The organism is Mumia sp. zg.B17 (genome assembly GCF_019550915.1).
GTDB lineage: Bacteria > Actinomycetota > Actinomycetes > Propionibacteriales > Nocardioidaceae > Mumia.
Map to the genome: position 1 here is coordinate 611753 of NZ_JAHWCI010000006.1, position 23801 is coordinate 635553.

Here is a 23801-nt window from a genome sequence, read left to right on the forward strand (position 1 = left end):
GGGAACCCGGCCGATTTCGCTACGGGCGCACAACCCGACCCGCCGCGACCCTGGACGTGGTCGCGGGACGGAGGTGAGGCATTCACGGACGACGCTCGACCGCAGCCTTGATCCGATCCAGCGTCGCTTCCATGTCACGCTCGAGCTGGGAGCCGTAGGCGGCGTCCCCGCCGAGGAACCGCTTGATCAGTGCGCGCGAGACCGGCGTCGTGCCCTGCGGCGCCTCACGGCGCTCGACGAGACGGGTGCGGCCCTCGCCGAGGTCCTCGAGGTGGTAGGACCACACCGTGCCGTTGACCGGCACCGAGAACGCGATCGCCCGCTGCGGGTCGTACCTCACGACGGTGGAGGTGGTGGGCCACACCCTCCACCCGTACTTGTTGATGTTGAGCGTGCGGGTGCCCTTCCCGATCCGCCCGCGCACGATCATCCGCCGGGTCTGCGGGCTCCACTCCGGCATCCGCCGGAGGTCGGAGACGACCTCCCACACGGCGCGGGGCGGCGCGTCGACGTCGGTGCTGACCTCGAGGAGGTACGGGTCGGGGGCGACGTTCATGGTCGTCCTTCCTGGGTGGGGGTGGAGTGCGGGTGGTCTGAGCCGGTGACGAGCGCGGGAGGGCGGCCGTTGACCCACCCGACGAGCCGCTCGGCGATGCGGGGATGGTTGAGAAGGCCGAGGTGGCCGCCGGGGACGCGGGAGGCCGACGCGTGAGCCACCACGACGGCGCCGTCGCGCCCTGCTCCGGCCGCCGAGCGACCGCTGACGATCAGGTCGGCCGCCGCGGCGACGAAGTGGTAGGTCGCATGCGGCAACGGTGCCACGGCAAGCCGGCCGTCGCCCCAACGGGCGGTGAGGTCCTGCCCGTGCCACTCGTCGCGGGTGACGTAGCCGTGGCGGAGGTCAACGATCCCGGCCGACCGGGCGCCGAGGACGGTGGCGAACGGGAGGCTCTCGGGGACGGCGCTCAGGACCCGCGAGCCCGCGTGCGCGGCGCGTTCCATCGCGGCGCCGAGGTGCGGTGTGCCGAGGCAGACGACCGTGGCGACGATCTCGGTCCACGCTGCTCTGCCCGCGACCCCGTGGGCCGTCGCGGACCGGACCACGAGACCACCCATCGAGTGCCCCACGAGATGGAGCCGGGTGACCGGAACCGGCCACGCGGCGACGAGGTCGGCGAGCAGGTCAGACAGCTCGGCGCCGTTGTCGGAGACGTGGCGGCCGGTGTTGTAACGCAGGCGGACGGGGGTCGCGGCCGTCTGCTCGTGCAGGGCGTCGTCGTACGTCCGTCCGTGCCGCTGCGCCCGGAAGTCCCAGGAGTCGTCGTTCTCCCCGAGCCCGTGGACCAGCACGGCGACCTCGCCGGTGGCGGCCGGGTAGGCACGGGCGAAGCCGGCCCCATCCGGCACGACGTCGGCGCCATCGCTGCGGAGCACCATCGGCAGCGCGTACGGGTCCTTCCCGTCGGCGAGCCGGTCACCGACGAGGGCATTGACGGCAGAGCGCAGCAGCCGCGTGCGCGGCGTGCTCTCGACCGACCGGCCGACTCCTCGGTCGGCGAGGCGCCGCAGCCCGCGGCTGGCCCCACGGAGCCCGCCGGAGACACCCGCGTAGGCCACCGAGGCCACGGCGTCGTGGGCCACCTTGGGGACGTGACCGCCCCACCACCTGCCGAACACGCGGCGCGCGACGGCGTCGTGGACCTCGCGGACGCACCGGACCACCACGTCGTCGGCGTAGCCGAAGGCGACCGCGGCGGTGTGCGCGGTGCGGGGAGCGGTGGACGTCACGCCTCACATACTCGCGGTATCCGACCGCTCGCCGCTACCCCGCCCCTGGACGGCCAGCCCGAACACGGCGACGGCCCCTCCCCGCAGCGCGGGAAGGGGCCGTCGTACGGTTCAGGACCGACGTCAGCTCTCGTCGGAGTCCTCGGCCGCGGCTGAGTCCTCGTCGTCGGCGAAGCTGCCGTCGCCGCGGAGCTTGGCGAGGTCGATGACGTTGCCCGACTCGTCCTTGACGGTGGCGTTCTCGACGACCGCCGCGAGCGCCTTGCCGCGCACGACCTCGGCGACGAGCTCGGGGATGTGGTTGTGCTCGACCATGTGCTGCATGAACGACTGGGGGTCCTCGCCCGACTGCTGGGCGCGACGCAGCATGTGCTCGGTGAGCTCGTCCTGCTCGATGCCGATCTCGGAGTCGGCGGCGACCTGGTCGAGGAGGAACTGTGCAACGAGCGAGTCGCGGACGCGCTTGTCGAGATCGGCCTCGAACTCGTCGGCGGTCTGCTCCTCGGACTCGAGGTAGGCGTCCATCGTCATGCCGGCGTAGGCGAGCTGCTGCTCGATCTGCTGGCGACGGCTGGCGATCTCGGCCTCGACGACCGAGTCGGGGACCGGGACGTCCAGCTTCTCGAGCGCGGCCTCGAGCACCGCGTCGCGGGCATCGGCGGCCTGCTCGATGCGCTTGCCGCGCGTGAGCTTCTCGCGGATGTCAGCACGCAGCTCGTCGACGGTGTCGAACTCCGACGCCGTCTGCGCGAAGTCGTCGTCGAGCTCGGGAAGCTCCTGCTCCTTGACGGTCGTCACGGTGACCTCGACGTCGACGTCCTCGCCCTTGAGATCGCCACCGGCGAGCTGGGTCTGGAACGTCGTGCTCTCGCCGGCGGACATGCCGGTCACGGCGTCGTCGAGCCCGTCGAGCATCGAGTCCTTGCCGACCTGGTAGACGATCCCGCTGGCCTGCGCGACGTCGAGCTTCTCGCCGTCCTTGCTGGCGGAGAGGTCGATCGTGACGAAGTCGCCGTCGGCGGCCGGGCGGTCGACCTCGGTCAGCGTGGCGAAGCGCTCACGCAGCGCCTGCACCTGCTCGTCGACGTCGGCGTCGTCGACCGAGACGTCGGGCACGGTGACCTCGACGTCGCTCAGGTCGGGCGTCTCGAACTCGGGGCGCACGTCCACCTCGACGGTGAACTCGACGAGCTCGCCGTCCTCGAGGCGGCTCACGTCGACCTCAGGCTGTCCGAGGGGCTGGATCTCGGCCTCCGCGACGGCCTGCGAGTAGATCCCCGGAAGGGCGTCGTTGATCGCCTGGTCGAGGATGGTGCCCCGTCCCACGCGCTGGTCGACGACCTTCGTGGGGACCTTGCCCCGACGGAAGCCGGGGACCGAGATCTGCGACCCGATCGTCTTGTAGGCCTTGTCGAGGCTCGGCTTGAGCTCCTCGAACGGGACCTCGATGGTCAGCTTGACCCGGGTCGGGCTCACTGTCTCCTGGGCACTCTTCACGAGTACGTTCTCCTTGGTCGTCGTGCAGGACAGTCGCCGGATGTGGCGACACGTCGTCGGCTGTCGGGATGACAGGATTTGAACCTGCGACCCTCCGCTCCCAAAGCGGATGCGCTACCAAGCTGCGCTACATCCCGGTACGCACCGTTCCAGCGGTGCGGGCGCCCGCTCCACTGTAGTGGACGAACACCTCGCACCCAGAACTGCGGGCACACGCGACGCCCGCGAGGATCGGCGCCACCGGGTCGCGAGAGTGCGGCAGGGGTGTGGCATCATGGTCGCGGTCGGCCGCACGGCTCAGTGCCCCGAAGTCGACACGCGGACGTAGCTCAATGGTAGAGCCTCAGTCTTCCAAACTGATTACGCGGGTTCGATTCCCGTCGTCCGCTCTCAGTACGAAACCGCTGGTCAGAGCCACTTTTCGGTCGGCCCCTGACGGTCATCCAGCGGCGCGTCTGAGGCACTCCGTGCCCTACGTGCCCTAACGACCGCAGGAGCAGCGCCATGAGCATCCCGACTGATGATCCCCGCGTCTTCGTCCTCGTTTCGGCAGACGACAGTTTTCTGTCATCCTTCATGCCGGCGGGTGACAGTGACGTCGTCTCACCACACCCGCTTCCGGGACCACGAAGGGCGCGTCAGACTGCGGCTCAACCGGATATCCCGCTCACACTGAACGAAACTCTTGGCCCGTGATGTCCGTATTGACACTGTTAACCCCGATGTCACCGCGGGCTAACCGGTCGGAATCCTCGGCCGTCTAACGTGACGAGCGTCGGTCGGTGATCACGCATCACCAGGACGACGCAGCACGCGGCGCCTGGCCGGTCTGGGCAAGGGTAGGCGGACCAGGCGCCGCGTCCGAGTCCCGACAATCCTCTGGAGGAATCGATGAGACCGCTCAGCTTCGCCTGGCATGTCGCGACCTCCGGGCTCGCGCGGTTCGCGTCCACCGACGTGGCGTGCGCCAACGCGCTGGGGTCCGCCAACGAGCTCGCCGCCGTCCGCCGTGAGCGCGAGGAGATCAGCGCGCTGCTCGCCGCCCGCGCCCTTCCCGACGTCAGCTGACCGACACCACGCTGTGACGGATCAGAGGCGGACGGGGGTGCGCCGTCGGCTCCTTGGCTGACACCGCGGACACCAGAAGAGGTTTCGGCCCGCCACCACCTCGGTGCGCACCGGCGTACCGCACACCAGGCACGGCAGGTGGGTGCGCCGGTAGACGTAGACCTCGCCGCCGTGGTCGTCCTTGCGCGGTGGCCGGCCCATCGCCTCCGGCTCGTGCTCGGGCCGGACCGTGTCGATGCGGTTGTGGACGACGCCGTACGCCATCAGCTTCACGAGGTCGCCCCACACCGCGTCCCACTCTGCTCGTCGCAGGAACCGCCCCTCCATGAAGGGGTCGAGGTTGTGCCGGAACAAGACCTCTGCCCGGTAGACGTTGCCGACCCCGGCCAGCACCGACTGGTCCATCAGGAGCGCGGCGATCGAGACCCGCGAGCGGGCGATCCGCCGCCACGCGGCGGACGGGTCGGCGTCGTCGCGCAGCGGATCGGGTCCCAGCCTGGCGACGTACGCAGCCTTCTCGTCCGGCGTGAGCAGCGTGCAGACCGTGGCACCTCGCAGGTCCGCCCACGCCCGCACCGACTCGAGCCGCCAGCGGACCTGTCCGACGACCGGCCGGGCCGAGACACCACCGACCGCCCCAGGCTCGGGCAGCCCGTCGTGGATCGTCAGCCCGCCGATGAGTCCGAGGTGGACCCGGACCTCGTCCTCCAGCCCGGCGAACCGGACGAAGAGCTGCTTGCCGTAGGCCTCGGCGCGCTCCATCACACGTTGCCCGATCCGGGCAGCGCCGTCGGCGAAGCGTCCCTGCGGGCTCGACGACCACGTCGTGTCGCCGGCGAAGGTCGCGTCGAGGTCCAGCGCGAGGCGGTGGAGAGTGTGGCCCTCGGGCACCCCTCAGAAGTCCTCGCGCCGGTCCGCGACGTCGGTGCCGCGTGACTGCTCGTAGGCGGTCAGCAGCGACACGCGCCGCGCGTGACGCTCCTCGCCGCTGAACGGCGTCGCGAGGAACGTCTCGACCAGGGCCACGGCATCCTCCGTCGAGTGCATCCGCGCGCCGACGGCGACGACGTTGGCGTTGTTGTGCTGGCGGGCGAGCCGCGCGGTCTCCGGTGACCAGGCCAGCGCGGCGCGGATCCCGTCGACCTTGTTGGCGGCGATCTGCTCACCGTTGCCCGAGCCACCGATCACGACACCCAGGCTGCCCTGGTCGTCGACCACGGCCTCCCCCGTCGCGAGGCAGAAGGGCGGGTAGTCGTCCTCCGCGTCGTACGTGGACGGGCCATGGTCCACCACGTCGTGGCCCTGTCGGCTCAGATGGTCGACGAGGTGGTTCTTGAGCTCGAATCCGGCGTGGTCGCAACCGATGTGAACGCGCATGCGGTCAGTCTCTCAGCGAGGCGGCGAGGTCGCGCAGCGTCCCCGCCACCAGCCGTACGGCCGAGCGCGACGCGTCGAACTCCCACGGGCGTCGCCAGAAGCCGTGAGTCATGCCGAGCGCCCGCCAAGCCACGGTCGAGACGCCCGCGTCGGCGAGCCGTGCCGCGTACGCCTCGCCCTCGTCCCGCAGCAGGTCGTGCTCGGCGGTGATCACGAGCGCCGGCGGGAGGCCGCTCACGTCGACGGCCCGCAGAGGCGACACCTCCGGCTCGGCCCTGACCTGCGCCGACGGGACGTACTGGTCCCAGTACCAGTCGATGTCGGCGGCCACGAACCCGTTCTCCGCGACGCTCTCCGTGCGGCGCGACTCCGTGTCGGCGAGCGCGTCCAGCACCGGGTAGACGAGGACCTGGTACGCCAGCGCACCGGGGTCGCGCACGCAGAGCCCGGCGATCAGGTTCGCGCCGGAGGAGTCTCCGATCCCGGCCACGAGCGTCGTGTCCACCTCGAGCTCGTCACCGTGGGCGCGCAGCCACGTCAGTGCCGTGGCGACGTCGTCGAGCGGAGCGGGATACGGGTGCTCCGGCGCGAGCCGGTAGCCGACCGCCAGCAGCGACCACCCGGTCGCGTTCGCGAGGTAGCGGCAGAACGCGTCGTGGGTGTCGAGGTCGTGGAAGACCCAGCCGCCGCCGTGCACGTAGAGGAGGACCGGAGTGTCCTCCTCGGGGCGGTAGAGGCGCACAGGCACCCCGTCCGCGTCGAGGTCGGCGACGTGGGCGACGTCGATCCGGATGGTCTCGGCGAGCGCGGCCTCACGGTCGGCGAGGCGTTCGGCCGCGAGGTCGCGGACGCCGGCGCCAGCGTCCACGTCGGCATCCGCGACCGCGGTTCGTGCCTGTGGATAGAGCATGTCGCGACCCTAGCCACTCGGCACGCGATCCACCGTGTGGTGACGGTCAGTCGAAGATCGGCTCCCGCGTACGGGTCCGCTTGAGCTCGAAGAACCCGTCGGTGCCCGCGACGAGGAGACAGCCGTCCCACAGCCTGCCGGCAGCCTCGCCCTTGGGAGCCGGCGAGACGACCGGGCCGAAGAAGGCGACGCCGTCGATGGCGACCACCGGGGTGCCGACGTCCTCGCCGACCAGGGTGATGCCGCGCTCGTGGGACGCACGGAGCGCCTCGTCGTACTCCTCGGAGTCGGCCGCCTCGATCAGGTCTGCCTCGAGCCCGACCTCCTCGAGCGCCTCGGCGAGCACGGTGCGGTCGAGCGTGCGGCCGCCGGGGTGAACGCGGGTGCCGATCGCGGTGTACAGATCGCGCAGGACGTCGTCGCCGTGCTTGTGTGCGGCCGCGACGGGGACGCGGACCCCGGCCCAGCCACGGGTGAGCATGTCGCGGTACTGCTCGGGAAGGTCGTCGTTGCCCTCGTTGAGGACCGACAGACTCATCACGTGGAAGCGGACCTCCACGTCACGGACCTTCTCGACCTCCAGCAACCAGCGCGATGTCATCCAGGCCCACGGGCACAGCGGATCGAACCACATGTCGACGGTCTTGGACATGCTCACCTCTCGGTCGGGGAGCCCGAGTCGTGGATCGCTTCGGGCACAGGCGCAGAAGGATGATCCCCTGCACCACGTCACAACACCGGGCAACCGGCGTACATTTCCTCGACCAACGAGAACACCACCGGTTGAAGGTCTCCCCCATGACGGCCCGCGATCTCGCGCTGCCGCTGGTAGGAGGCACCGACGCGCAGGATCGTCTCCACGTCAGCCAGCTCCTCGGTGCAGCCCAGCCGCTCGGCGGCGGGCGCGAGCACCTCCAGGAGCCGGCGTACGTCGGTGGTCACCAGGTCCTCGTCACCCTTCGCGTTCAGGATCAGGATGGCGTCCATCCCGTAGCGCGCGGAGCGCCACTTGTTCTCCTGGAGGAACCACTGCGGCAGGTCCGGCAGCTCCCGGCCGGCGTCGAGCTCCCCGGAGAAGTGCTCGACGAGGCACTGGGTGAGCGCGGCGATCGCGAGCAGCTCGGTGAGCGTGGGAGTGCCATCGCAGATACGCACCTCGAGAGTGCCGAACCGCGGGGAGGGTCGGATGTCCCACCGCACCTCGCCGAACTCGTCGATGACGCCGGTGTGCAGCATGTCGTCGGTGTAGCGCTCGAGGTCCTCCCACTCCTCGAGCCGGAAGGGCAACCCCGCCGTGGGGAGCTGCTGGAACATCAGCGCGCGGTTCGACGCGTACCCGGTGTCCTTCCCTCCCCAGAACGGGGACGACGCCGACAGCGCCTGGAGGTGACCGAAGTAGGCGAGCACCGCCCGCATCAGCGGCAGCACCTTGGCCCGGTCCTCGATGCCGACGTGCACGTGGACGCCGTAGATGAGCATCTGGCGCCCCCACCACTGCGTACGGTCGATGAGCGTGTTGTAACGCTCCTTGTCGGTGACCTTCTGGTGGTCCCACTGCGCGAACGGATGGGTGCCCGCGCACATCAGCTCGACGCGCAGCGGCCCGGTGACCGCCCGCACCTCCTCGATGCTGCGCTGGAGGTCGCGCCCGGCGTCGCCGATCCGCTGGTGCACACCGGAGACGACCTCGACGGTGTTGAGGAGGAGCTCCTGGTGGACGTGCGGGTGCGGCGCACCGCCGGGGCCGGCGAGGCCCTCGAGCACGGTCCGGGCCACCTGACGGAGGTCACCCGTATCCGCGTCGACGAGTGCGAGCTCCCACTCGATGCCGACGGTGGAGCGCCGAGACTGCGCGAAGGGCAGGACCATGTCTCCATCCTGCCAAGCGCCCCCTCAGAGCGTGTATCGCAGGGTGAACCTGTATCCCGTCTCGCTGTGGCCCTCCACCTCCGGGACGCCCGTGCCGCGAAGGGTCTGGAGGCCGCCCGTCCCCATGCCCTCGACCACCTCGACCGCGTCGACGACGGACTCCGCCTCGTGCGATCCCCGGTGCAGCATGACGCAGGTTCCCTCGTGGCCCCCGATCGATCCGGTGAAGCGCTCGAGCGCCACGACGGGTGCGGGCCCCTCCTTGTAGGTCATCAGGTAGTGGACGACGCCCTCCCCCTCGAGATCACCGCTGTAGGCGTACCGGACGGTCGCGCGGGTGATCCCGCGATCGGGGTAGTAGGTGCCGTTCCGCTCGCTGCCGGTCCCGTCGATGTCCTCGACCACGGACTCCTCCCAGCCCGCCACCGTGAACATCGCTTCTGCTGTCTTCTCGTCGCTCATGCCTCGAGACTAGGACCGACGACGCGGCCGGGTCTTGAAGGAACGCGACAGGTCTAGGCTGAGGCGGTGAGCGCTGGACCGTCCGACGAGCCACGGGGCTATCCCGCGGCGATCGTGGGGCCCGCCGGTCCCATCGCCGTCCGCCGGATCGAGCCCTCCGCCGACACTCCCGGTGTCGACTACCTGTGGCGGGTGCGCTGGGAGGTCGCCGAGCCGTACGACCAACGGGTCGTGCCGCAGCCGCGGCTCCACCTGGCTGCCGAGCAGGGCCGCCTGCTGGTCCACGGCGTCACCCGGCGACCGTTCTCCCGCCACCTGGTCGGCCGCGGTCACGTGCTCGGCGCGTCCTTCCGTCCGGGAGGCTTCCACGGCTACCTGCGCGCGTCCGTCGGTACGCTGACCGACGCCGTACGCCCCGCCGGTGACGTGCTCGGTGTCGATGACCGCCCGCCCGCCGCCCGCATCCTCGACGCCGAGGCCTCCGACGAGACGATGGTGGCCGCGCTGACGGACTACCTCCGGGCAGTGGGCTACGAGGCCGAGCCGCGGGCTGCCGAGATCGAACAGCTGGTCGCGCTCGCCGAGCACGACCGGAGCCTCGTGCGCGCCGACGCTCTTGCCGACGCCGGCGGCGTGAGCCTGCGGACGCTGCAGCGCGAGTTCGCGACCTACGTCGGCATCGGCCCGAAGTGGGTGCTGCAGCGGTTCCGCCTGCTCGACGCCGCGGCGGCGGCGCGTAGCGGCACGGTGGTCGACTGGGCAGCGCTCGCCTCGGAGCTCGGCTTCAGCGACCAGGCACACCTCGTACGGCGCTTCACCGACGTCGTCGGCACCCCGCCGGCGACGTACGCCCGCGAGGTGACCGAGGGCTGAGCGCCCGTGTCACACGGTGACGCGGGCGGCCACGACCCCGGCGACGATCAAGGCCAGAGCGGCGATACGCCCCGGCGAGACCGGGTCGCCGTGGACGACGACGCCGAGCGAGACGGCGCCGACGGCGCCGATGCCGGTGAACACCGCGTACGCCGTCCCGACCGGCACGGTCTGCATCGCGCGAGCCAGCAGGTAGACCGCGCTCGCGCCGAGCAGGACACAGACGACGGTCGGGCCCAGCCGTGTGAAGCCGTCGGTCGGCTTGATGCTCTGGCTCCACACGATCTCGGCGAGCGCTGCCGCTCGCGAGGCTCGGTGCGTGCCCAGAAGGTCGCTCAGCAACGGGTCGACGAGCGCGTTCACCAGCTCGGTCGTCAGGAACCGGACGTCGTCGATGCCGAAGTGGCCCGCGATGAAGTCCCGCAGGTAGCTCTCCTGATACTCGTACGGGGCGCGGGGTGCCCCTTCGGCGTACGAGCCGCCACGCGCTCCGACGACGACGAAGCTCGTCCCGGTCAGTGACATGCGTGGGAACGTCACCTTGTCGATCCAGGCCTTCAGTGCGGCAGGGATCCCGAAGTTGTACATCGGCGCCCCGACCAGGACCACGTCGGCCTCGAGCAGCTCGTTGAGCAAGGGCTCGGCGATCGCCCAGGCCTCGCGCTCTGCGGGCGTGCGCACCGCGCACGGGTAGTCGCCGGGGTCGGTGATCTGCTCGGCGAGGAGGGTGTCACAGATGCTCGTCCAGGCCTCCCCGATCACCGGGACGGGCTGACGTGCGAGGTCGCGGTAGACGTAGTCGCCGTCCGGACGAGCCTCTCGCCATCGTGCGGCGAAACGTGCGCCGAGCTCGCGCGTGTGCGACTGGGTGCGGGCGCTGGAGTCGAGATGGAGCAGGCGTGGCATGGTGGCCCTTCGCTAAGCGGACACGACGTCCGGATGCTGTCGACAGGACACTCGCCTGGACGCCGCAGCACGGCTGTACGCCGAGCGAGGCGCCGCGCACGTGACGATGAACGACATCGCACGCGCGGCAGGGGTGGGCCGCGGCACGCTCTACCGCCGCTATCCCGACCGTGCCTCCATCGCCACCGCCCTGCTGGACGAGCACGAGCGCAGACTGCAGGAGGCGCTCCTCTCCGGGCCGCCGCCGCTCGGGCCCGGCGCCCGCCCGCCGATCGGCTCGCCGCGTTCTACAACGCGATGACGCAGCTCCTCGAGGACCACGCCCCTCTCGCGCTCGGCGCCGAGGTCGGACGCTCACGGTTCATCGTCGGCGCGTACGGCTTCTGGAGAGTGCACGTGCGCATGCTCGTGGCGGAGGCGGGCGCCGCGGATCCGGACGCCATGGTCGAGCCGCTGCTGGCACCGCTCGCTCCGGAGGTGTTCGTGCGGCAGCGCGAGCTCGGCCTCTCGGTCGAGCGCATCGCCGCGGGCCTCGGTGTCCTGGCGCACGGCGTGCTCGGCCATCCCTGAGCCATGCGGTCGTCCGCCCCGGAACGGCGAGCCGCCGCGCGTGGAAGGATGGGCGCATGCCTGGAACCAACCTCACGCGCAACGAGGCGCAGGAGCGGGCCGCGCTCCTCGACGTCCATCACTACGCCGTCGATCTCGACCTGACCGTCTCCGACACCGAGTTCTCGTCCACCACCGTCGTCCGGTTCTCCAGCCGTGAGGCCGGCGGCGCGACGTTCGCCGACCTGGTCGACGCGCGCGAGCCTCGGATGTGGCTGAACGGCACCGAGCTGGACGCCGCGGCGTACGCGGACAACCGCATCGCGCTGAGCGGGCTGGCCGAGGGCGACAACGAGCTCCGGGTCGAGACGCGTCTCCCCTACTCGCGCACCGGCGAGGGCCTGCACCGCTTCGTCGATCCCGCCGACGACCGCGTCTACCTCTACACCCAGTTCGAGGTGCCCGACGCCCGCCGCGTGTACACGACGTTCGAGCAGCCCGACCTCAAGGCGACGTTCACCTTCACGATCGACGCCCCCGAGGGATGGACCGTCGTCTCCAACTCTCCGACCCCGGAGCCAGAGACGCTCGGTGAGGGCGTGAGCCGCTGGGCCTTCGCCGAGACCAAACGCATGTCGACCTACATCACCGCGCTCATCGCCGGCGAGTACGACACCGTCACCGACACCTACCGCGGCGACTACGACGAGATCCCGCTCGGCATCCAGGTCCGCAAGAGCCTCCGGGAGCACCTCGACCACGAGGAGATCTTCGAGATCACCAAGCAGGGCTTCGCCTTCTTCGAGAACACCTTCGAGATGGGCTACCCGTTCGGCAAGTACGACCAGGCGTTCGTGCCGGAGTACAACATGGGCGCGATGGAGAACGCCGGCGCGGTGACCTTCCGCGACGAGTACATCTTCCGCAGCCGCCAGACCCACGCCGCGTACGAGAGCCGTGCCAACACGATCCTCCACGAGATGGCGCACATGTGGTTCGGCGACCTCGTGACCATGAAGTGGTGGGACGACCTCTGGCTCAACGAGTCGTTCGCGGAGTTCGCCTCGCACCATGCCGAGGTCAACGCCACGAAGTACACCGGCGCCTGGACCGGCTTCACGAACCAGCGCAAGAACTGGGCGTACCGCCAGGACCAGCTCCCCTCGACGCACCCGATCGCCGCCGACAACTACGACCTGCACGCGGTCGAGGCCAACTTCGACGGCATCACCTACGCGAAGGGCGCCTCGACCCTCAAGCAGCTCGTCGCCTGGGTCGGCGAGAAGGACTTCTTCGCCGGACTGCGGTCGTACTTCACCAAGCACGCCTTCGGCAACACCGAGCTCAAGGACCTGCTGGCCGAGCTCGAGGCCGCCTCGGGCCGTGAGCTCGGCTCCTGGTCGCAGGAGTGGCTCCAGACGTCCGGCGTCAACACGCTCCGGCCCCGCTTCGTCGTGGACGAGCAGGGCGGGTTCACGTCGTTCGCCGTCGAGCAGACCGCCACCGACGACTACCCGACGCTGCGGCGCCACCGCATCGCGATCGGTCTGTACGACCACACCGACGCCGGTCTCGTCCGGCGCGCGCGGGTCGAGACCGACATCGAGGGAGCACTCACCTCCGTCGACGCCCTCGTCGGGCAGCCGCAGCCCGACCTCGTGCTGCTCAACGACGACGACCTGACCTACGCCAAGATCCGTCTCGACGAGCGGTCGCTCGCGACGCTGACCAGCTCGATCGCCGACATCCCCGACTCGCTGGCGCGCGCGCTGTGCTGGGGTGCGGCGTGGGACATGCTGCGCGACGCCGAGCTGCCGGCGCGCCAGTTCGTGCCGATCGTGCTCGCCGGCGTCGGCACCGAGTCCGACCTCACCGCCGTGCAGACGCTGCTGCGTCAGGGCGGATCTGCCGTCGCCCTGTACTCGGCGCCGGACAACCGGGCCGCGCTGGCCGCCGAGTGGGAGCACGGCGTCCGCGCGCTGCTCGATGCCGCTGCACCCGGTTCGGACCACCAGCTGGCGCTCGTCAGGGCCTACGCCGGGGCCGCGGAGTCGGACGAGGCGATCTCGTTCGTCACGGGTCTGCTCGACGGGTCGACGACGCTGGAGGGCCTGACCGTCGACACCGACCTGCGCTGGTCCCTCGTCACCGGCCTCGCCCGCGCCGGCGCGTACGGGGACAAGGAGATCGACGCGGAGCTCGCGCGCGACAACACCATCGCCGGTCAGGAGAACGCGGCCGGGGCACGTGCGGCGCGTCCGGACGCCGCCGCGAAGGAGGCGGCGTGGGAGTCGGTCGTCGTCCGCGACGACCTGCCCAACGAGACCCAGCGCAGCATCGCCGGCGCGTTCCAGCAGCCCGGTCAGGCCGAGCTGCTGCAGCCGTACGTCGAGCGCTACCTCGACACCGCCCGCACGGTCATCCAGAAGGGCGTCTGGCGCGCCTCGGAGATCCTCCAGAGCTTCTTCCCGCGGGCCAACCCGAGCGCCGAGAACCTCGCGACGATCGACGCGTGGCTCGCCGACAACGACGACCTCGACCCGACGACCCGCCGCTACGTCGACGAGGGACGCTCCGACCTCGCCCGCGCACTCGCGGCACAGGCGCGCGACGCCGCCGTCTGACGCCGTCGGCCGTCCATCAGGGCCCTCGCTGCGCGGGGGCCCTGGCGGACGGCACCGCTCAGCGGGCGGGACCGCGGAGACCGGCGGTGACCAGCGCCCGCTGGATCGTGCGGTCGCGCTCGAACGGTGCCGGGATGAACTGGATGTCGCGCAGCCCCTGAGCCTGGGCCGCCGACTCGAACACGAAGTGGCCGTACCCGAGAACCCTGCCGAGGAGCGTCCGCTCCACGGTGATGTCGAGGATTCGGGCCATCGGCATCGTCGCGACCTTCACCTCGAAGACGCCACGGATCTTGAGCACACGGTGGTTCGTGATCACGAAGACGTCGAGGTGCTGCTCGGCCGCACGGTACATCCCGTACCCGACGACGCCCAGCCCGACGATCGCGACCACCCCGGCGGTCCGCATCGGGAGCACCGGGAACAGCGCGATCATGAGCACCCCGATGAGCACGATGGCGTACGGCACGACGAAGACGATCCAGTGGTGGCGCACGACGTCCTTCACGCGCTCACCGTCGTCCAGCAGCAGGTGGCTGCCGATGTTGCGGTCGGGCACCAGTCTCAGGATCGCGCGCAGCACGACGGGCTCCTCGTCAGGACAGCAAGGTCTGGAAGAAGGCCGCGAGCTGTCCGAGCGCCTCGATGATCCACGTGAAGACCAGCTCCACGGTATTGGCAGCACCGGTGGGGTTCGTGAGCAAGAAGTAGATCAGGAACACCACCACGATGGCGGAGATCGCCTTTTTCACCACTGCTGCCTTTCTCGAGGGCAGAAAGCCGGCGGGCACGCTGCACGCTCACGACGTTTATAGCCGATCGCGGGGGGTTCGTGACGCCAGGCGCGCCGGATCTGGACGGGCTGGGTCACAGATTTTGTCATGCCGATCGTCGCACGTCTGCCGTGCGTTCGGTCACAGCTCCTCCAGCAGCGCCTTCGACGCGGCGAACGTGTCCGAGCGTCCCGCGACGACGTCAGCGGCGAGCGCCTCGAGCCTCCCGTGGGTGCCGAGAGCGGTGAAGCGAGAACGCAGCTCCGTCGTCGCGAGGGTCTCGATCTCGTCGCGCGTCCGCCGCAGCCGCCGGCGCTCGAGGCCGCCGCCGGCGCGCAGGTGCCCCAGATGAGCGTCCAGGGCGTCGACGACCTCGGCGACGCCCTCCTGCCGGTGTGCGACCGTCAGGAGGATCGGCGGCTGCCACCCACCGTCCGGACGCTCCGTCAACGACAGCATGCTCCGCAGCTCGCGGCGGACCTGCGGTGCTCCGTCGCGGTCGGCCTTGTTGACGACGTAGACGTCACCGATCTCGAGGATCCCCGCCTTCGCGGCCTGGATCCCGTCGCCCATGCCGGGCGCGAGCAGGACGACGGTCGTGTCGGCCAGGCGTGCCACCTCGACCTCGGACTGGCCGACCCCCACCGTCTCGACGAGGACCACGTCGCAGCCGGCGGCATCGAGCACCCGCAGCGCCTGGGGGGCCGCCCACGCGAGCCCGCCGAGGTGCCCTCGCGTCGCCATCGACCGGATGATCACCCCTGGGTCGCCGGCATGGTCCTGCATGCGGATGCGGTCACCGAGCAGCGCGCCCCCCGAGAACGGCGAGGTCGGGTCGACCGCCAGCACGCCCACCTTGCGCCCCTGCGCGCGCATCGCCGCGACGAGGGCGCCGGTGGTGGTCGACTTGCCCACACCCGGGGATCCGGTCAGGCCGACCACGTGGGCGCGTCCGACGTGGGGCGCGAGGGCCGCGCTGACCTCGGGCAGGAGCGGCGACGCATCCTCCACGAGGGAGATCAGGCGCGCGACCGCGCGCGGATCGCCGCCGGTGGCTCGTTGGACGAGCTCACCGACGGCGACCGTACGACGTGCCATCGGTGCGATGACCTCCTCCGCCCCGCCGACCGGCGCCCGGCCCGTCTCAGCGCTGGGGGACGCGGATGATCAGCGCGTCACCCTGACCACCACCGCCGCACAGCGCCGCGGCGCCGACGCCGCCACCGCGCCGTCCGAGCTCGAGCGCGAGGTGCAGCACGACACGGGCGCCGCTCATGCCGATGGGGTGGCCGAGCGAGATCGCGCCGCCGTTGACGTTGACCTTGTCCTCGTCGATGCCGAGCGCCCGCTGGCTGGCGACACCGACCGCGGCGAACGCCTCGTTGACCTCGATCAGGTCGAGGTCGGTCGGAGCGATGCCCTCCTTGGCGCAGGCCTTCGCGATCGCCTCGGCGGGCTGCAGCTGCAGGGTGGAGTCCGGACCGGCGACGTAGCCGGCGGCACCGATCTCGGCGATCCAGGTGAGGCCGAGCTCCTCGGCCTTCTCCTTGGACATCACGACGACGGCGCACGCCCCGTCGGAGATCTGCGAGGCGGTACCGGCCGTGATCGTGCCGTCCTTGGCGAACGCGGGACGAAGCCTGCTGAGCGTCTCTGCCGTCGTGTCGCCGCGCACGCCCTCGTCGGTGGTGACGGTGACCGTCTCGCGACGTCCGACGATCTCGACCGGGACGATCTCGTCGTCGAAGACGCCGTTCTTCTGCGCCTGGGCGGCGCGGTGGTGCGAGCGCGCACCGAACGCGTCCTGCTCCTCCCGCGTGAGCTCCTCGACCTCGCTGTTGCGCGCCTCGGTCAGCTTGCCCATCGCCTGGTCGGTCAGCGAGTCCCAGAGGCCGTCGTACTCCATGTGGTCGAGGATGGTCTGCGCGCCGTACTTGTAGCCCTCGCGCGAGCCCTTGAGGAGGTGCGGCGCCTGCGTCATCGACTCCTGGCCGCCGGCCACCACGACGTCGTACTCGCCGGCCCGGATCAGCTGGTCGGCCGTCGCGATCGCGTTGAGCCCGGAGAGACAGACCTTGTTGATCGTGATCGCCGGGACGTCGAGCGGGATGCCGCCCTTGTGGGCCGCCTGGCGAGCGGGCACCTGGCCGGCACCGGCGCCGAGGACCTGGCCCATGATCACGTACTCGACCTGGTCGCCGGTGATGCCTGCGCGCTCGAGCGCACCCTTGATGGCGACGCCACCGAGATCGGCGGCCGACTGCGTCTTGAGGCCTCCGAGGAGGCGACCGATCGGCGTGCGGGCACCAGCGACGATGACGGACTGACGGGACATGTGAACTCCTTCAGGCGCAGCGTCTGCGCGCGTTCGGCCAAGGACGGCAGGCTTGTGCTCTCAGCACGATACTCGCCCGTAACATCGCCGAGGGCTGCGGTGAGGAAGGTCACAGCAGGGGTCGTGGCCTCTGCGCGGCGGCGCTCTGCCCTAGGGTGCGTCGCATGGTTCCCGATCACCTGCTCATCGCCATCGACCACGTCGGCATCGCGGTGCCCGACCTCGACGAGGCGCTCGAGTTCTACGCCCGCGTCTTCGGACTCCACTCCGTCCACGAGGAGATCAACGAGGAGCAGGGGGTGCGCGAGGCGATGCTCGCCGTCGGTGACACCAACCAGCGGATCCAGCTTCTCGCGCCGCTGTCGGACCAGTCGACGATCGCGAAGTTCCTCACCCGCAACGGACCGGGCATCCAGCAGCTGGCCTACCGCGTCAGCGACATCGACGCCGCCAGTGCCGTGCTCCGCGATCGGGGCGTGCGCCTGCTCTACGACCAGCCCAAGCGCGGCACGTCCGACAGCCGGGTGAACTTCGTGCACCCGAAGGACGCCGGCGGCGTGCTGGTCGAGCTCGTCGAGCCTGCGGCCCAGCCGTCCCACTGACGCCGGCCGCGAGGGCGGCGAGGGCGGGGCCTCAGATCCACCGGAACCGCAGGGACTGACCCGGCCTCGCCTGCGCGGCCCGGTCGACGTCGGCGTCGACGACCACCCCGACGACCGGGTAGCCACCGGTGACCGGATGGTCGGCGAGGAACACGACGGGCTCACCGCCGGGCGGCACCTGGACGGCGCCGCGGTACGCGCCCTCCGACGGCAGCTGGCGTCCCGGCACGGCAGGACGCATCGGCGGTCCCTCGAGCCGCATGCCGACGCGGTCGCTGTGCGGCGAGACCGTCCAGCGATCGCGGACGAGTCCGTCGGCGTCGCGGACCCAGTCGTCGCGCGGGCCACGGACCACCCTGAGCGCGACGTCGCCGTCGTGGACGGGCACGGGTACGGCGTCGACCTGCGGGTACGTGCGCGGCGGGCGCCCGACCGGCAGCCGGTCACCCACCACCAGCGGAGCGGGCCCGATCGCGGCGAGCACGTCACGGCTGCGCGACCCCAGCACCGGCGGCACGTCGACGCCGCCTCGCACGGCGACGTACGACCGCAGCCCGGCCTTCGGCACGCCCAGCCGCAGCCGCTCGCCCTCACGGACGCAGACCGCCGCGTACGGGTCGACCACCCGTCGCCCCACCCGCAGCTCGACCGGCGCACCCGTCACGGCGACCCAGACGTCACCGCCGCGAGCCGCGACATCGAACCCGCCGAGCGTCACCTCCACCGCCGCGGCGCCCTCGGGGTTGGCGAGGAGGCGGTTCGCGAGCTGATAGGCGCCGCGGTCGGCAGCACCCGAGCGGCCGACGCCGACCGCCGACCACCCCGGTCGGCCGAGGTCCTGCACGAGAGCGAGCGGCCCAGGGCGGACCACCTCGAGCTCCCTCACACCCGCACCGCCTCGAACCGGACCGTGGCTCCCGGCCGCAGCAGCGCCGGTGGGTCGCGGTCGAGGTCCCACAGCACGGCGTCGGTGGTGCCGATAAGCTGCCAGCCGCCCGGTGAGGGCCTTGGATAGATCCCCGAGTACTCCCCCGCCAGCCCGACCGCGCCCGAAGGCACGCTCGTCCGAGCGGTGTGCCGGCGCGGCACCTGGAGGCGGGGGTCTCCACCGACGAGGTAGGCGAATCCGGGCGCGAACCCGCCGAAGGCGACCCGCCACGAAGTGGCGGTGTGCGCCGCCACGACGCCGTCGGGCCCGAGGCCGGTCAGCTCTCCCACGTCGCCGAGGTCGGGCCCTCCGTACTCCACGCGGATCACGATCTCGTCGTCGCGCACCTCGGCCGCGCTGGGCTCAGCCTCACCTCGCCCGGGGTCCACCTCGACGTGCTGGAGCACTGCGGCGAGCGCCCCGACGTCGGTGCCGTCCGCGGCGGCGACCAGGACCGTCCGTGCGGCGGGGACGACGTCGGCGACGCCGGGCAGACGCGCCTCACGGATCGCCGACACCCACGACACCACCTCGCCGGCATCGTCCAGGTCCAGGATCAGCGCGCGGTCGCCGTACGGCCTGACCCTCACACGAACGCCCCGAGTCTCACCCCGGCGCCCTCGAGCATCGTGCGCACGTATCGCGCCATCGTGACCGTCCCCGGCGAGTCGCCGTGGACGCACACGGAGTCGGCCGCCACGGCGACCAGCGTGCCGTCCACGGCCTCGACGTCACCCTCGGTCACCATCCGCAGCACCCGCCGAGCGACGTGGTCGGGATCGAGCAGGACGGCGCCAGGTTCCCGGCGGCTGAGCAGGGAGCCCTGGGGGGTGTAGGCGCGGTCGGCGAAGGCCTCGCGCACCGTCCTGAGTCCCAGCCGCTCCCCCCAGGCCAGCAGCCTCGAGCCGGGAAGGCCCAGCAGCGGCAGCCCTGGGTCGTACGCCCGCACCGCCTCCGCGACCGCTCGGGCCTGCTCGTCGTGGTGCACGACGGCGTTGTAGAGGGCCCCGTGCGGCTTCACGTAGCGGACCCTCGTGCCCGACGCCCGCGCGAGCCCGTCGAGCGCACCGATCTGATAGACCACGTCGTCGGTCAGCTCGGCCGGCTCCATGTCGATGAAGCGGCGGCCGAACCCGGCGAGGTCGCGATAGCTGACCTGCGCACCGACCGCGACCGCGTTCTCCGCCGCGTGCTCGCAGGTGCGGCGCAGCGTACGGGCGTCGCCGGCATGGAAGCCGCAGGCGATGTTGGCGCTGGTGACGACCTGGAGGATCGCGGTGTCGTCCCCGAGCTCCCATCGCCCGAAGGACTCGCCGACGTCGCTGTTCAGGTCCAGTGTCGTCACGTCGCTCCCGAGCGGTGGATGGGCGGCGTCCACGGTACGCGTGGAGAATCAGGCCCGGCAAGCGCCGTCGCCGAGGGCAGATCCGGCCCGCCGGACACCACTCGCGGCGGCGCGCGGCGGACTCTACGAGCAAGCGACATCGGTCACACTCCTGACCACATCCATTACTGCTGAGTAATATCCGCGTAACGCATCCGCGCGGCACAACTCTGGAGGACGACGTGCAGCACATTCTCGACGCCATCATGGCCGGGGACACCTCGAGCGAGGACTTCGCGAACATCTCGGTGCCCGAGTCGTACCGGGGCGTGACCGTCCACAAGGACGAGGTCGACATGTTCGAGGGCCTCGCCACCCGTGACAAGGACCCTCGCAAGAGCCTGCACGTCGATGACGTCCCGGTCCCCGAGCTCGCGCCCGGGGAGGCGCTGGTCGCCGTCATGGCCAGCTCGATCAACTACAACACCGTGTGGACCTCGATCTTCGAGCCGCTCTCGACGTTCAGCTTCCTCGAGCGGTACGGCCGCCTGTCGGAGTACACCAAGCGTCACGACCTGCCGTACCACGTCGTCGGCTCCGACCTTGCCGGTGTCGTGCTGCGCACCGGCCCGGGCGTCAACGCCTGGAAGCCGGGCCAGGAGGTCGTGGCGCACTGCCTGTCGGTCGAGCTGGAGAGCCCCGACGGCCACAACGACACGATGATGGATCCTGAGCAGCGGATCTGGGGCTTCGAGACCAACTTCGGCGGCCTGGCCGAGGTCGCGATCGTGAAGGCCAACCAGCTGATGCCGAAGCCCGCCCACCTCTCGTGGGAGGAGGCGGCGAGCCCCGGCCTGGTGAACTCCACCGCCTACCGCCAGCTCGTGTCCAAGAACGGTGCGGCCATGAAGCAGGGCGACACCGTGCTGATCTGGGGCGCCTCGGGCGGCCTCGGCTCGTACGCCACCCAGTTCGCCCTCAACGGTGGAGCGACGCCGGTCTGCGTCGTGTCCTCCCCCGAGAAGGCCGAGATCGTGCGGTCGATGGGTGCCGACCTGGTCATCGACCGGTCGGCGGAGGGCTACAAGTTCTGGAAGAACGAGCATGAGCAGGACCCGCGCGAGTGGAAGCGCTTCGGCGCCAAGATCCGCGAGCTGACCGGCGGGGACGACCCGGACATCGTCTTCGAGCACCCGGGCCGCGAGACCTTCGGCGCCAGCGTCTTCGTCGCCCGCAAGGGCGGCACGATCGTCACCTGCGCCTCCACCTCGGGCTACATGCACCAGTACGACAACCGCTACCTCTGGATGAACCTCAAGAACATCTTGAGCTCGCACTTCGCCAACTACCGCGAGGCCTGGGAGGCCAACCGGCTGATCGACAAGGGCATGATCCACCCGACCGTCTCCAAGGTCTACAGCCTGGAGGAGACCGGCCAGGCAGCGCTCGACGTGCACCGCAACGCGCACCAGGGCAAGGTGGGCGTCCTCTGCCTCGCCCCCCAGGAGGGCCTCGGCGTCCGGGACACCGAGAAGCGCGCTCGCCACATCGACGAGATCAACCGGTTCCGAGGAGTCTGAACACGGTGAGGGGCGGGGTGAGGTCGCGCTAGGATTTGGCGGAGCGACCTCACCCCGAACTACGAACTGAAGGCACCCCATGTCAGACCCTTACGGCAGCTACTCCTCAGACGGCGACTCGTACGCCCGCACGACCGGTGACCCGGCGACGGGGGCCGGTTTCCCTCTGGTCCGTCGCGGCGGCTACGACAAGGACGCCGTCGACGCCTACCTCAACCAGCACCGCAGCGACCTCTCCCGGGCGCAGGCGGCGGTCCAGGCGGCCGAGACCAAGATCGCGCGCCTCGAGACCGAGCTCGCCGACCTGCGGAGCCAGCTCACCGAGAACAACAAGCCGAGCTACGCCGGCCTCGGTGGACGCGCTGCTGAGCTGCTGGGGCTTGCCGAGTCGCAGTCGGCCGAGATGCTCGAACGCGCCAGGCGGGAGGCCGACGACCTGCGTCGTGTCGCCGAGTCCGAGGCCACGGCCATCAAGGCGTCGGCGGCCAAGGAGGCCGACGACCTGCGCGCCGTGCAGCTCGCAGACGTCGAGGAGACCCGTGAGCGCCTCCTGGCCGAGGCCGAGAGCGAGCGTGCCCTCGCGCTGGCCGAGGCCGACGACGTCCTGGCCAAGGCCAAGCGCGAGGCCGAGCAGATCCAGCTGGCAGCCAACCAGGCCGCGAGCTCCGCGCGCCTCACCGCGACGCGTGAGGCCGAGCAGGTCCGCGCCGCCGCCGACCGCGAGCTGACCGAGGCGCGCCGGGTCCTCGCCCTCGAGAAGGAGCGGATGGCCAAGGAGGCCACCGAGTCGCACGCCGTCGCGACCGAGCAGACCTCGCGGATGATCGCCGACGCCGAGTCGCGCGCCGCAGCCGCCGAGTCGCGGGCGCGTGAGGCGATCGCCGCCGCGACCAAGCGCCGCGAGGAGACCAAGGCCGAGTCCGAGCGGATGGTCGCTCGGTCGCGCCGCGAGGCCGAGCAGATCATGCACACCGCTCGTACGCAGTCGGAGCACTCGCTCGCCCAGGCGCGCGCCGATGCCGAGAAGCAGATCTCGACGGTCCGACACGAGCTCGACTCGCTCGTCGCCAAGCGTGATGCCGTCAAGACCCAGCTCACCAAGCTGCGCGAGGTCATCGGCTCGTTCGCGGGTCTCGACGCGCTCGACAGCGACGCTGAGACCGACAAGGCGGGGGCGCTTCCCGCGCCGGCCGTCGCCGAGGTCGCCGCGGCAGCCGACGAGGTCGCCGCTGCCGTCGAGGAGGCCACCGCAGCGGCCGAGGAGCCCGACCTGGAGGAGATCGACCGCGCGGGCACCGACTCCCGTGCGCACGACGCCACCACGATCGTCCCGGCCGTCCAGAACGACTCCACCGTGGTCGACGGCACGCCGACAGATCGCCCGACGGCCGAGCGCAGCGTGCGCCGTGCCAAGCTCGGCGGCCCGGCGGCAGCCGAGCTCGCCGAGGACGACGAGGAGTCTCAGGCCTCCTGATCGCCAGGCTGCGGGCCGACGCTCTCGAACGCCGCGACCGTCTGGTCGCGGTACGCCGAGGCGTCGGCCTGCTGCATGTCACCGGACCACTGACGGGGCAGCGGGACGGAGACACGCGGGTTCAGGCGAGAGGCGACCTCGTCGAGCACGCGTTCTGAGTCGCCCACCCAGAGGTGCTTCGCGCCGTCCACGCCGATCACCTCGGCCTGCGGCACCCGGGAGAAGCGTTCTGCGGCCTCGGCGGGACGCAGGTAGTCGTCGTGCTCGGGGACCAGCGCGACGAGGGGTTTGCCGGACTGCGCCCAGGCGTCGAGGTCGGCGTCGTCGGAGTAGCGCAGCGGCGGCGACAAGAGGACCGCGCCGCGTACCTCGGCGTCGAGCCCGTACTTGAGCGCGAGATCGGTGCCGAAGGACCATCCGACGAGCCAGATGTCGGGAAGATCCTCGAAGTCGGCGAGTTCGATCGCCGCAGCGACGTCGTACCGCTCGCCCTGCGCCTCGTCGAACGCGCCGCCGCTCGTCCCCTGCACGCTGGTGGTGCCGCGGGTGTTGAACCGAAGGACCGCGATGTCGGCGAGCGCGGGAAGGCGGTACGAAGCCTTGCGGAAGAGGTGGCTGTCCATCATGCCGCCGTGGGTCGGCAGCGGATGGAGGCAGACCATCGTCGCGACCGGCTCGCGCTCCAGCGGGAGCGCCAGCTCTCCGACGAGGTTCAACCCGTCGGCGGTGTGGAGGGTGATGGGGGTGCGGCGGGCAGGGAGAACCGAGTTGCCGCGGATGACCTGAGCGTCTTTCACGCCTGTCAGCCTACGTTCCGCGGCGGCAAGAGCCGTGCGGGGCAGGTCCGGTGCAGCTAGCCTCC

Annotated in this window: 26 protein-coding genes and 2 tRNA genes; 9 read left to right on the forward strand and 19 right to left on the reverse strand. The window is 71.0% G+C overall.

Features of this window, described 5'->3' with window-relative positions:
- Positions 1–82: 82 nt before the first annotated feature.
- The 4 genes from KV097_RS11385 to KV097_RS11400 all read right to left on the reverse strand — a co-directional run bounded on the left by KV097_RS11385 (position 83) and on the right by KV097_RS11400 (position 3422).
- Complete coding sequence (locus KV097_RS11385) at positions 83–556, reverse strand: SRPBCC family protein (protein ID WP_220344107.1); 474 nt, start codon at positions 554–556, stop codon at positions 83–85.
- Positions 553–1788 carry a triacylglycerol lipase gene (locus KV097_RS11390; protein ID WP_220365922.1) on the reverse strand — a complete coding sequence of 412 codons (1236 nt, stop codon included), beginning with the start codon at positions 1786–1788 and terminating at the stop codon, positions 553–555. Before KV097_RS11390 ends, KV097_RS11385 begins: the two co-directional genes overlap by 4 nt.
- A 123-nt stretch (positions 1789–1911) precedes the next feature.
- Complete coding sequence (gene tig, locus KV097_RS11395; RefSeq protein WP_220365923.1) at positions 1912–3285, reverse strand: trigger factor; 1374 nt, start codon at positions 3283–3285, stop codon at positions 1912–1914.
- 63 nt (positions 3286–3348) lie between these two features.
- Positions 3349–3422: transfer RNA gene (locus tag KV097_RS11400), tRNA-Pro, on the reverse strand.
- 181 nt (positions 3423–3603) lie between these two features.
- On the opposite strand from KV097_RS11400, the gene KV097_RS11405 reads away from it, so the two are divergent.
- Positions 3604–3674: transfer RNA gene (locus KV097_RS11405), tRNA-Gly, on the forward strand.
- Between the two features lie 502 nt (positions 3675–4176).
- Positions 4177–4353 (forward strand): hypothetical protein, encoded by a 177-nt coding sequence (locus tag KV097_RS11410; protein ID WP_220344104.1) that lies wholly within the window; start codon positions 4177–4179, stop codon positions 4351–4353.
- 21 nt (positions 4354–4374) lie between these two features.
- Here KV097_RS11410 and KV097_RS11415 read toward each other — a convergent pair whose 3' ends face one another.
- From KV097_RS11415 to KV097_RS11440, 6 genes are all read right to left on the reverse strand, one after another.
- Positions 4375–5244 (reverse strand): zinc finger domain-containing protein, encoded by an 870-nt coding sequence (locus tag KV097_RS11415; protein ID WP_220365924.1) that lies wholly within the window; start codon positions 5242–5244, stop codon positions 4375–4377.
- Between the two features lie 3 nt (positions 5245–5247).
- On the reverse strand, positions 5248–5730 hold the full coding sequence (locus tag KV097_RS11420; RefSeq protein WP_220346518.1) for a ribose-5-phosphate isomerase: 483 nt from the start codon (positions 5728–5730) through the stop codon (positions 5248–5250).
- Positions 5731–5734: 4 nt separating this feature from the next.
- A complete protein-coding gene (locus tag KV097_RS11425; protein ID WP_220365925.1) occupies positions 5735–6640 on the reverse strand; it encodes an alpha/beta hydrolase in 906 nt (301 codons plus the stop codon).
- A gap of 46 nt (positions 6641–6686) precedes the next feature.
- A complete protein-coding gene (locus tag KV097_RS11430) occupies positions 6687–7292 on the reverse strand; it encodes a DsbA family protein (RefSeq protein WP_220365926.1) in 606 nt (201 codons plus the stop codon).
- A gap of 77 nt (positions 7293–7369) precedes the next feature.
- Positions 7370–8509: a glutamate--cysteine ligase gene (locus tag KV097_RS11435; RefSeq protein WP_220365927.1), complete on the reverse strand. Its 1140-nt coding sequence runs from the start codon at positions 8507–8509 to the stop codon at positions 7370–7372.
- Positions 8510–8533: 24 nt separating this feature from the next.
- Complete coding sequence (locus KV097_RS11440; RefSeq protein WP_220346515.1) at positions 8534–8971, reverse strand: DUF3224 domain-containing protein; 438 nt, start codon at positions 8969–8971, stop codon at positions 8534–8536.
- Positions 8972–9037: 66 nt separating this feature from the next.
- Between KV097_RS11440 and KV097_RS19780 the strand changes: the two genes are divergently transcribed.
- A complete protein-coding gene (locus KV097_RS19780; protein ID WP_220365928.1) occupies positions 9038–9844 on the forward strand; it encodes a helix-turn-helix domain-containing protein in 807 nt (268 codons plus the stop codon).
- 9 nt (positions 9845–9853) lie between these two features.
- Here KV097_RS19780 and KV097_RS11450 read toward each other — a convergent pair whose 3' ends face one another.
- The gene (locus KV097_RS11450) at positions 9854–10750 is read right to left on the reverse strand and encodes an SMR family transporter (RefSeq protein ID WP_220365929.1); all 897 of its coding nucleotides are present in this window, start codon (positions 10748–10750) and stop codon (positions 9854–9856) included.
- 55 nt (positions 10751–10805) lie between these two features.
- Between KV097_RS11450 and KV097_RS11455 the strand changes: the two genes are divergently transcribed.
- Genes KV097_RS11455 through pepN form a run of 3 tightly spaced genes read left to right on the forward strand, consistent with a single transcriptional unit; the run spans position 10806 to position 13923 of the window.
- Positions 10806–11051, forward strand: a complete 246-nt coding sequence (locus tag KV097_RS11455) for a helix-turn-helix domain-containing protein (RefSeq protein ID WP_220366026.1) — start codon at positions 10806–10808, stop codon at positions 11049–11051.
- Positions 11048–11320: a hypothetical protein gene (locus KV097_RS11460; protein WP_220365930.1), complete on the forward strand. Its 273-nt coding sequence runs from the start codon at positions 11048–11050 to the stop codon at positions 11318–11320. The genes KV097_RS11455 and KV097_RS11460 overlap by 4 nt, the downstream gene beginning before the upstream one ends.
- A gap of 56 nt (positions 11321–11376) precedes the next feature.
- A complete protein-coding gene (gene pepN, locus KV097_RS11465; RefSeq protein WP_220365931.1) occupies positions 11377–13923 on the forward strand; it encodes an aminopeptidase N in 2547 nt (848 codons plus the stop codon).
- 58 nt (positions 13924–13981) lie between these two features.
- Here pepN and KV097_RS11470 read toward each other — a convergent pair whose 3' ends face one another.
- From KV097_RS11470 to KV097_RS11485, 4 genes are all read right to left on the reverse strand, one after another.
- Positions 13982–14506 (reverse strand): PH domain-containing protein, encoded by a 525-nt coding sequence (locus KV097_RS11470; protein ID WP_301022226.1) that lies wholly within the window; start codon positions 14504–14506, stop codon positions 13982–13984.
- 13 nt (positions 14507–14519) lie between these two features.
- A complete protein-coding gene (locus tag KV097_RS11475) occupies positions 14520–14675 on the reverse strand; it encodes a hypothetical protein (protein ID WP_220344091.1) in 156 nt (51 codons plus the stop codon).
- A gap of 162 nt (positions 14676–14837) precedes the next feature.
- On the reverse strand, positions 14838–15794 hold the full coding sequence (meaB, locus tag KV097_RS11480) for a methylmalonyl Co-A mutase-associated GTPase MeaB (protein ID WP_220344090.1): 957 nt from the start codon (positions 15792–15794) through the stop codon (positions 14838–14840).
- A gap of 46 nt (positions 15795–15840) precedes the next feature.
- Complete coding sequence (locus KV097_RS11485; protein ID WP_220344089.1) at positions 15841–17031, reverse strand: acetyl-CoA C-acetyltransferase; 1191 nt, start codon at positions 17029–17031, stop codon at positions 15841–15843.
- 164 nt (positions 17032–17195) lie between these two features.
- On the opposite strand from KV097_RS11485, the gene mce reads away from it, so the two are divergent.
- Positions 17196–17633 carry a methylmalonyl-CoA epimerase gene (gene mce, locus KV097_RS11490; RefSeq protein WP_220365932.1) on the forward strand — a complete coding sequence of 146 codons (438 nt, stop codon included), beginning with the start codon at positions 17196–17198 and terminating at the stop codon, positions 17631–17633.
- Positions 17634–17664: 31 nt separating this feature from the next.
- Here mce and KV097_RS19270 read toward each other — a convergent pair whose 3' ends face one another.
- Genes KV097_RS19270 through KV097_RS11500 form a run of 3 tightly spaced genes read right to left on the reverse strand, consistent with a single transcriptional unit; the run spans position 17665 to position 19906 of the window.
- Positions 17665–18519, reverse strand: coding sequence for a biotin-dependent carboxyltransferase family protein (locus tag KV097_RS19270; protein WP_308289405.1), 855 nt, complete (start codon positions 18517–18519; stop codon positions 17665–17667).
- Complete coding sequence (locus KV097_RS19275) at positions 18516–19151, reverse strand: allophanate hydrolase subunit 1 (protein WP_308289406.1); 636 nt, start codon at positions 19149–19151, stop codon at positions 18516–18518. The genes KV097_RS19270 and KV097_RS19275 overlap by 4 nt, the downstream gene beginning before the upstream one ends.
- On the reverse strand, positions 19148–19906 hold the full coding sequence (locus tag KV097_RS11500; RefSeq protein ID WP_220346511.1) for a LamB/YcsF family protein: 759 nt from the start codon (positions 19904–19906) through the stop codon (positions 19148–19150). The genes KV097_RS19275 and KV097_RS11500 overlap by 4 nt, the downstream gene beginning before the upstream one ends.
- A 221-nt stretch (positions 19907–20127) precedes the next feature.
- Here KV097_RS11500 and ccrA point away from each other — a divergent pair, with 221 nt between their 5' ends.
- Positions 20128–21465 (forward strand): crotonyl-CoA carboxylase/reductase, encoded by a 1338-nt coding sequence (gene ccrA, locus KV097_RS11505; RefSeq protein WP_220344086.1) that lies wholly within the window; start codon positions 20128–20130, stop codon positions 21463–21465.
- A gap of 79 nt (positions 21466–21544) precedes the next feature.
- Positions 21545–22939: a hypothetical protein gene (locus KV097_RS11510; protein WP_220344085.1), complete on the forward strand. Its 1395-nt coding sequence runs from the start codon at positions 21545–21547 to the stop codon at positions 22937–22939.
- On the opposite strand, the gene KV097_RS11515 is transcribed toward KV097_RS11510, so the two are convergent.
- On the reverse strand, positions 22927–23736 hold the full coding sequence (locus tag KV097_RS11515; RefSeq protein WP_255559417.1) for an alpha/beta hydrolase: 810 nt from the start codon (positions 23734–23736) through the stop codon (positions 22927–22929). The two genes, KV097_RS11510 and KV097_RS11515, sit on opposite strands and share 13 nt — an antisense overlap.
- Positions 23737–23801 lie beyond the last annotated feature (65 nt).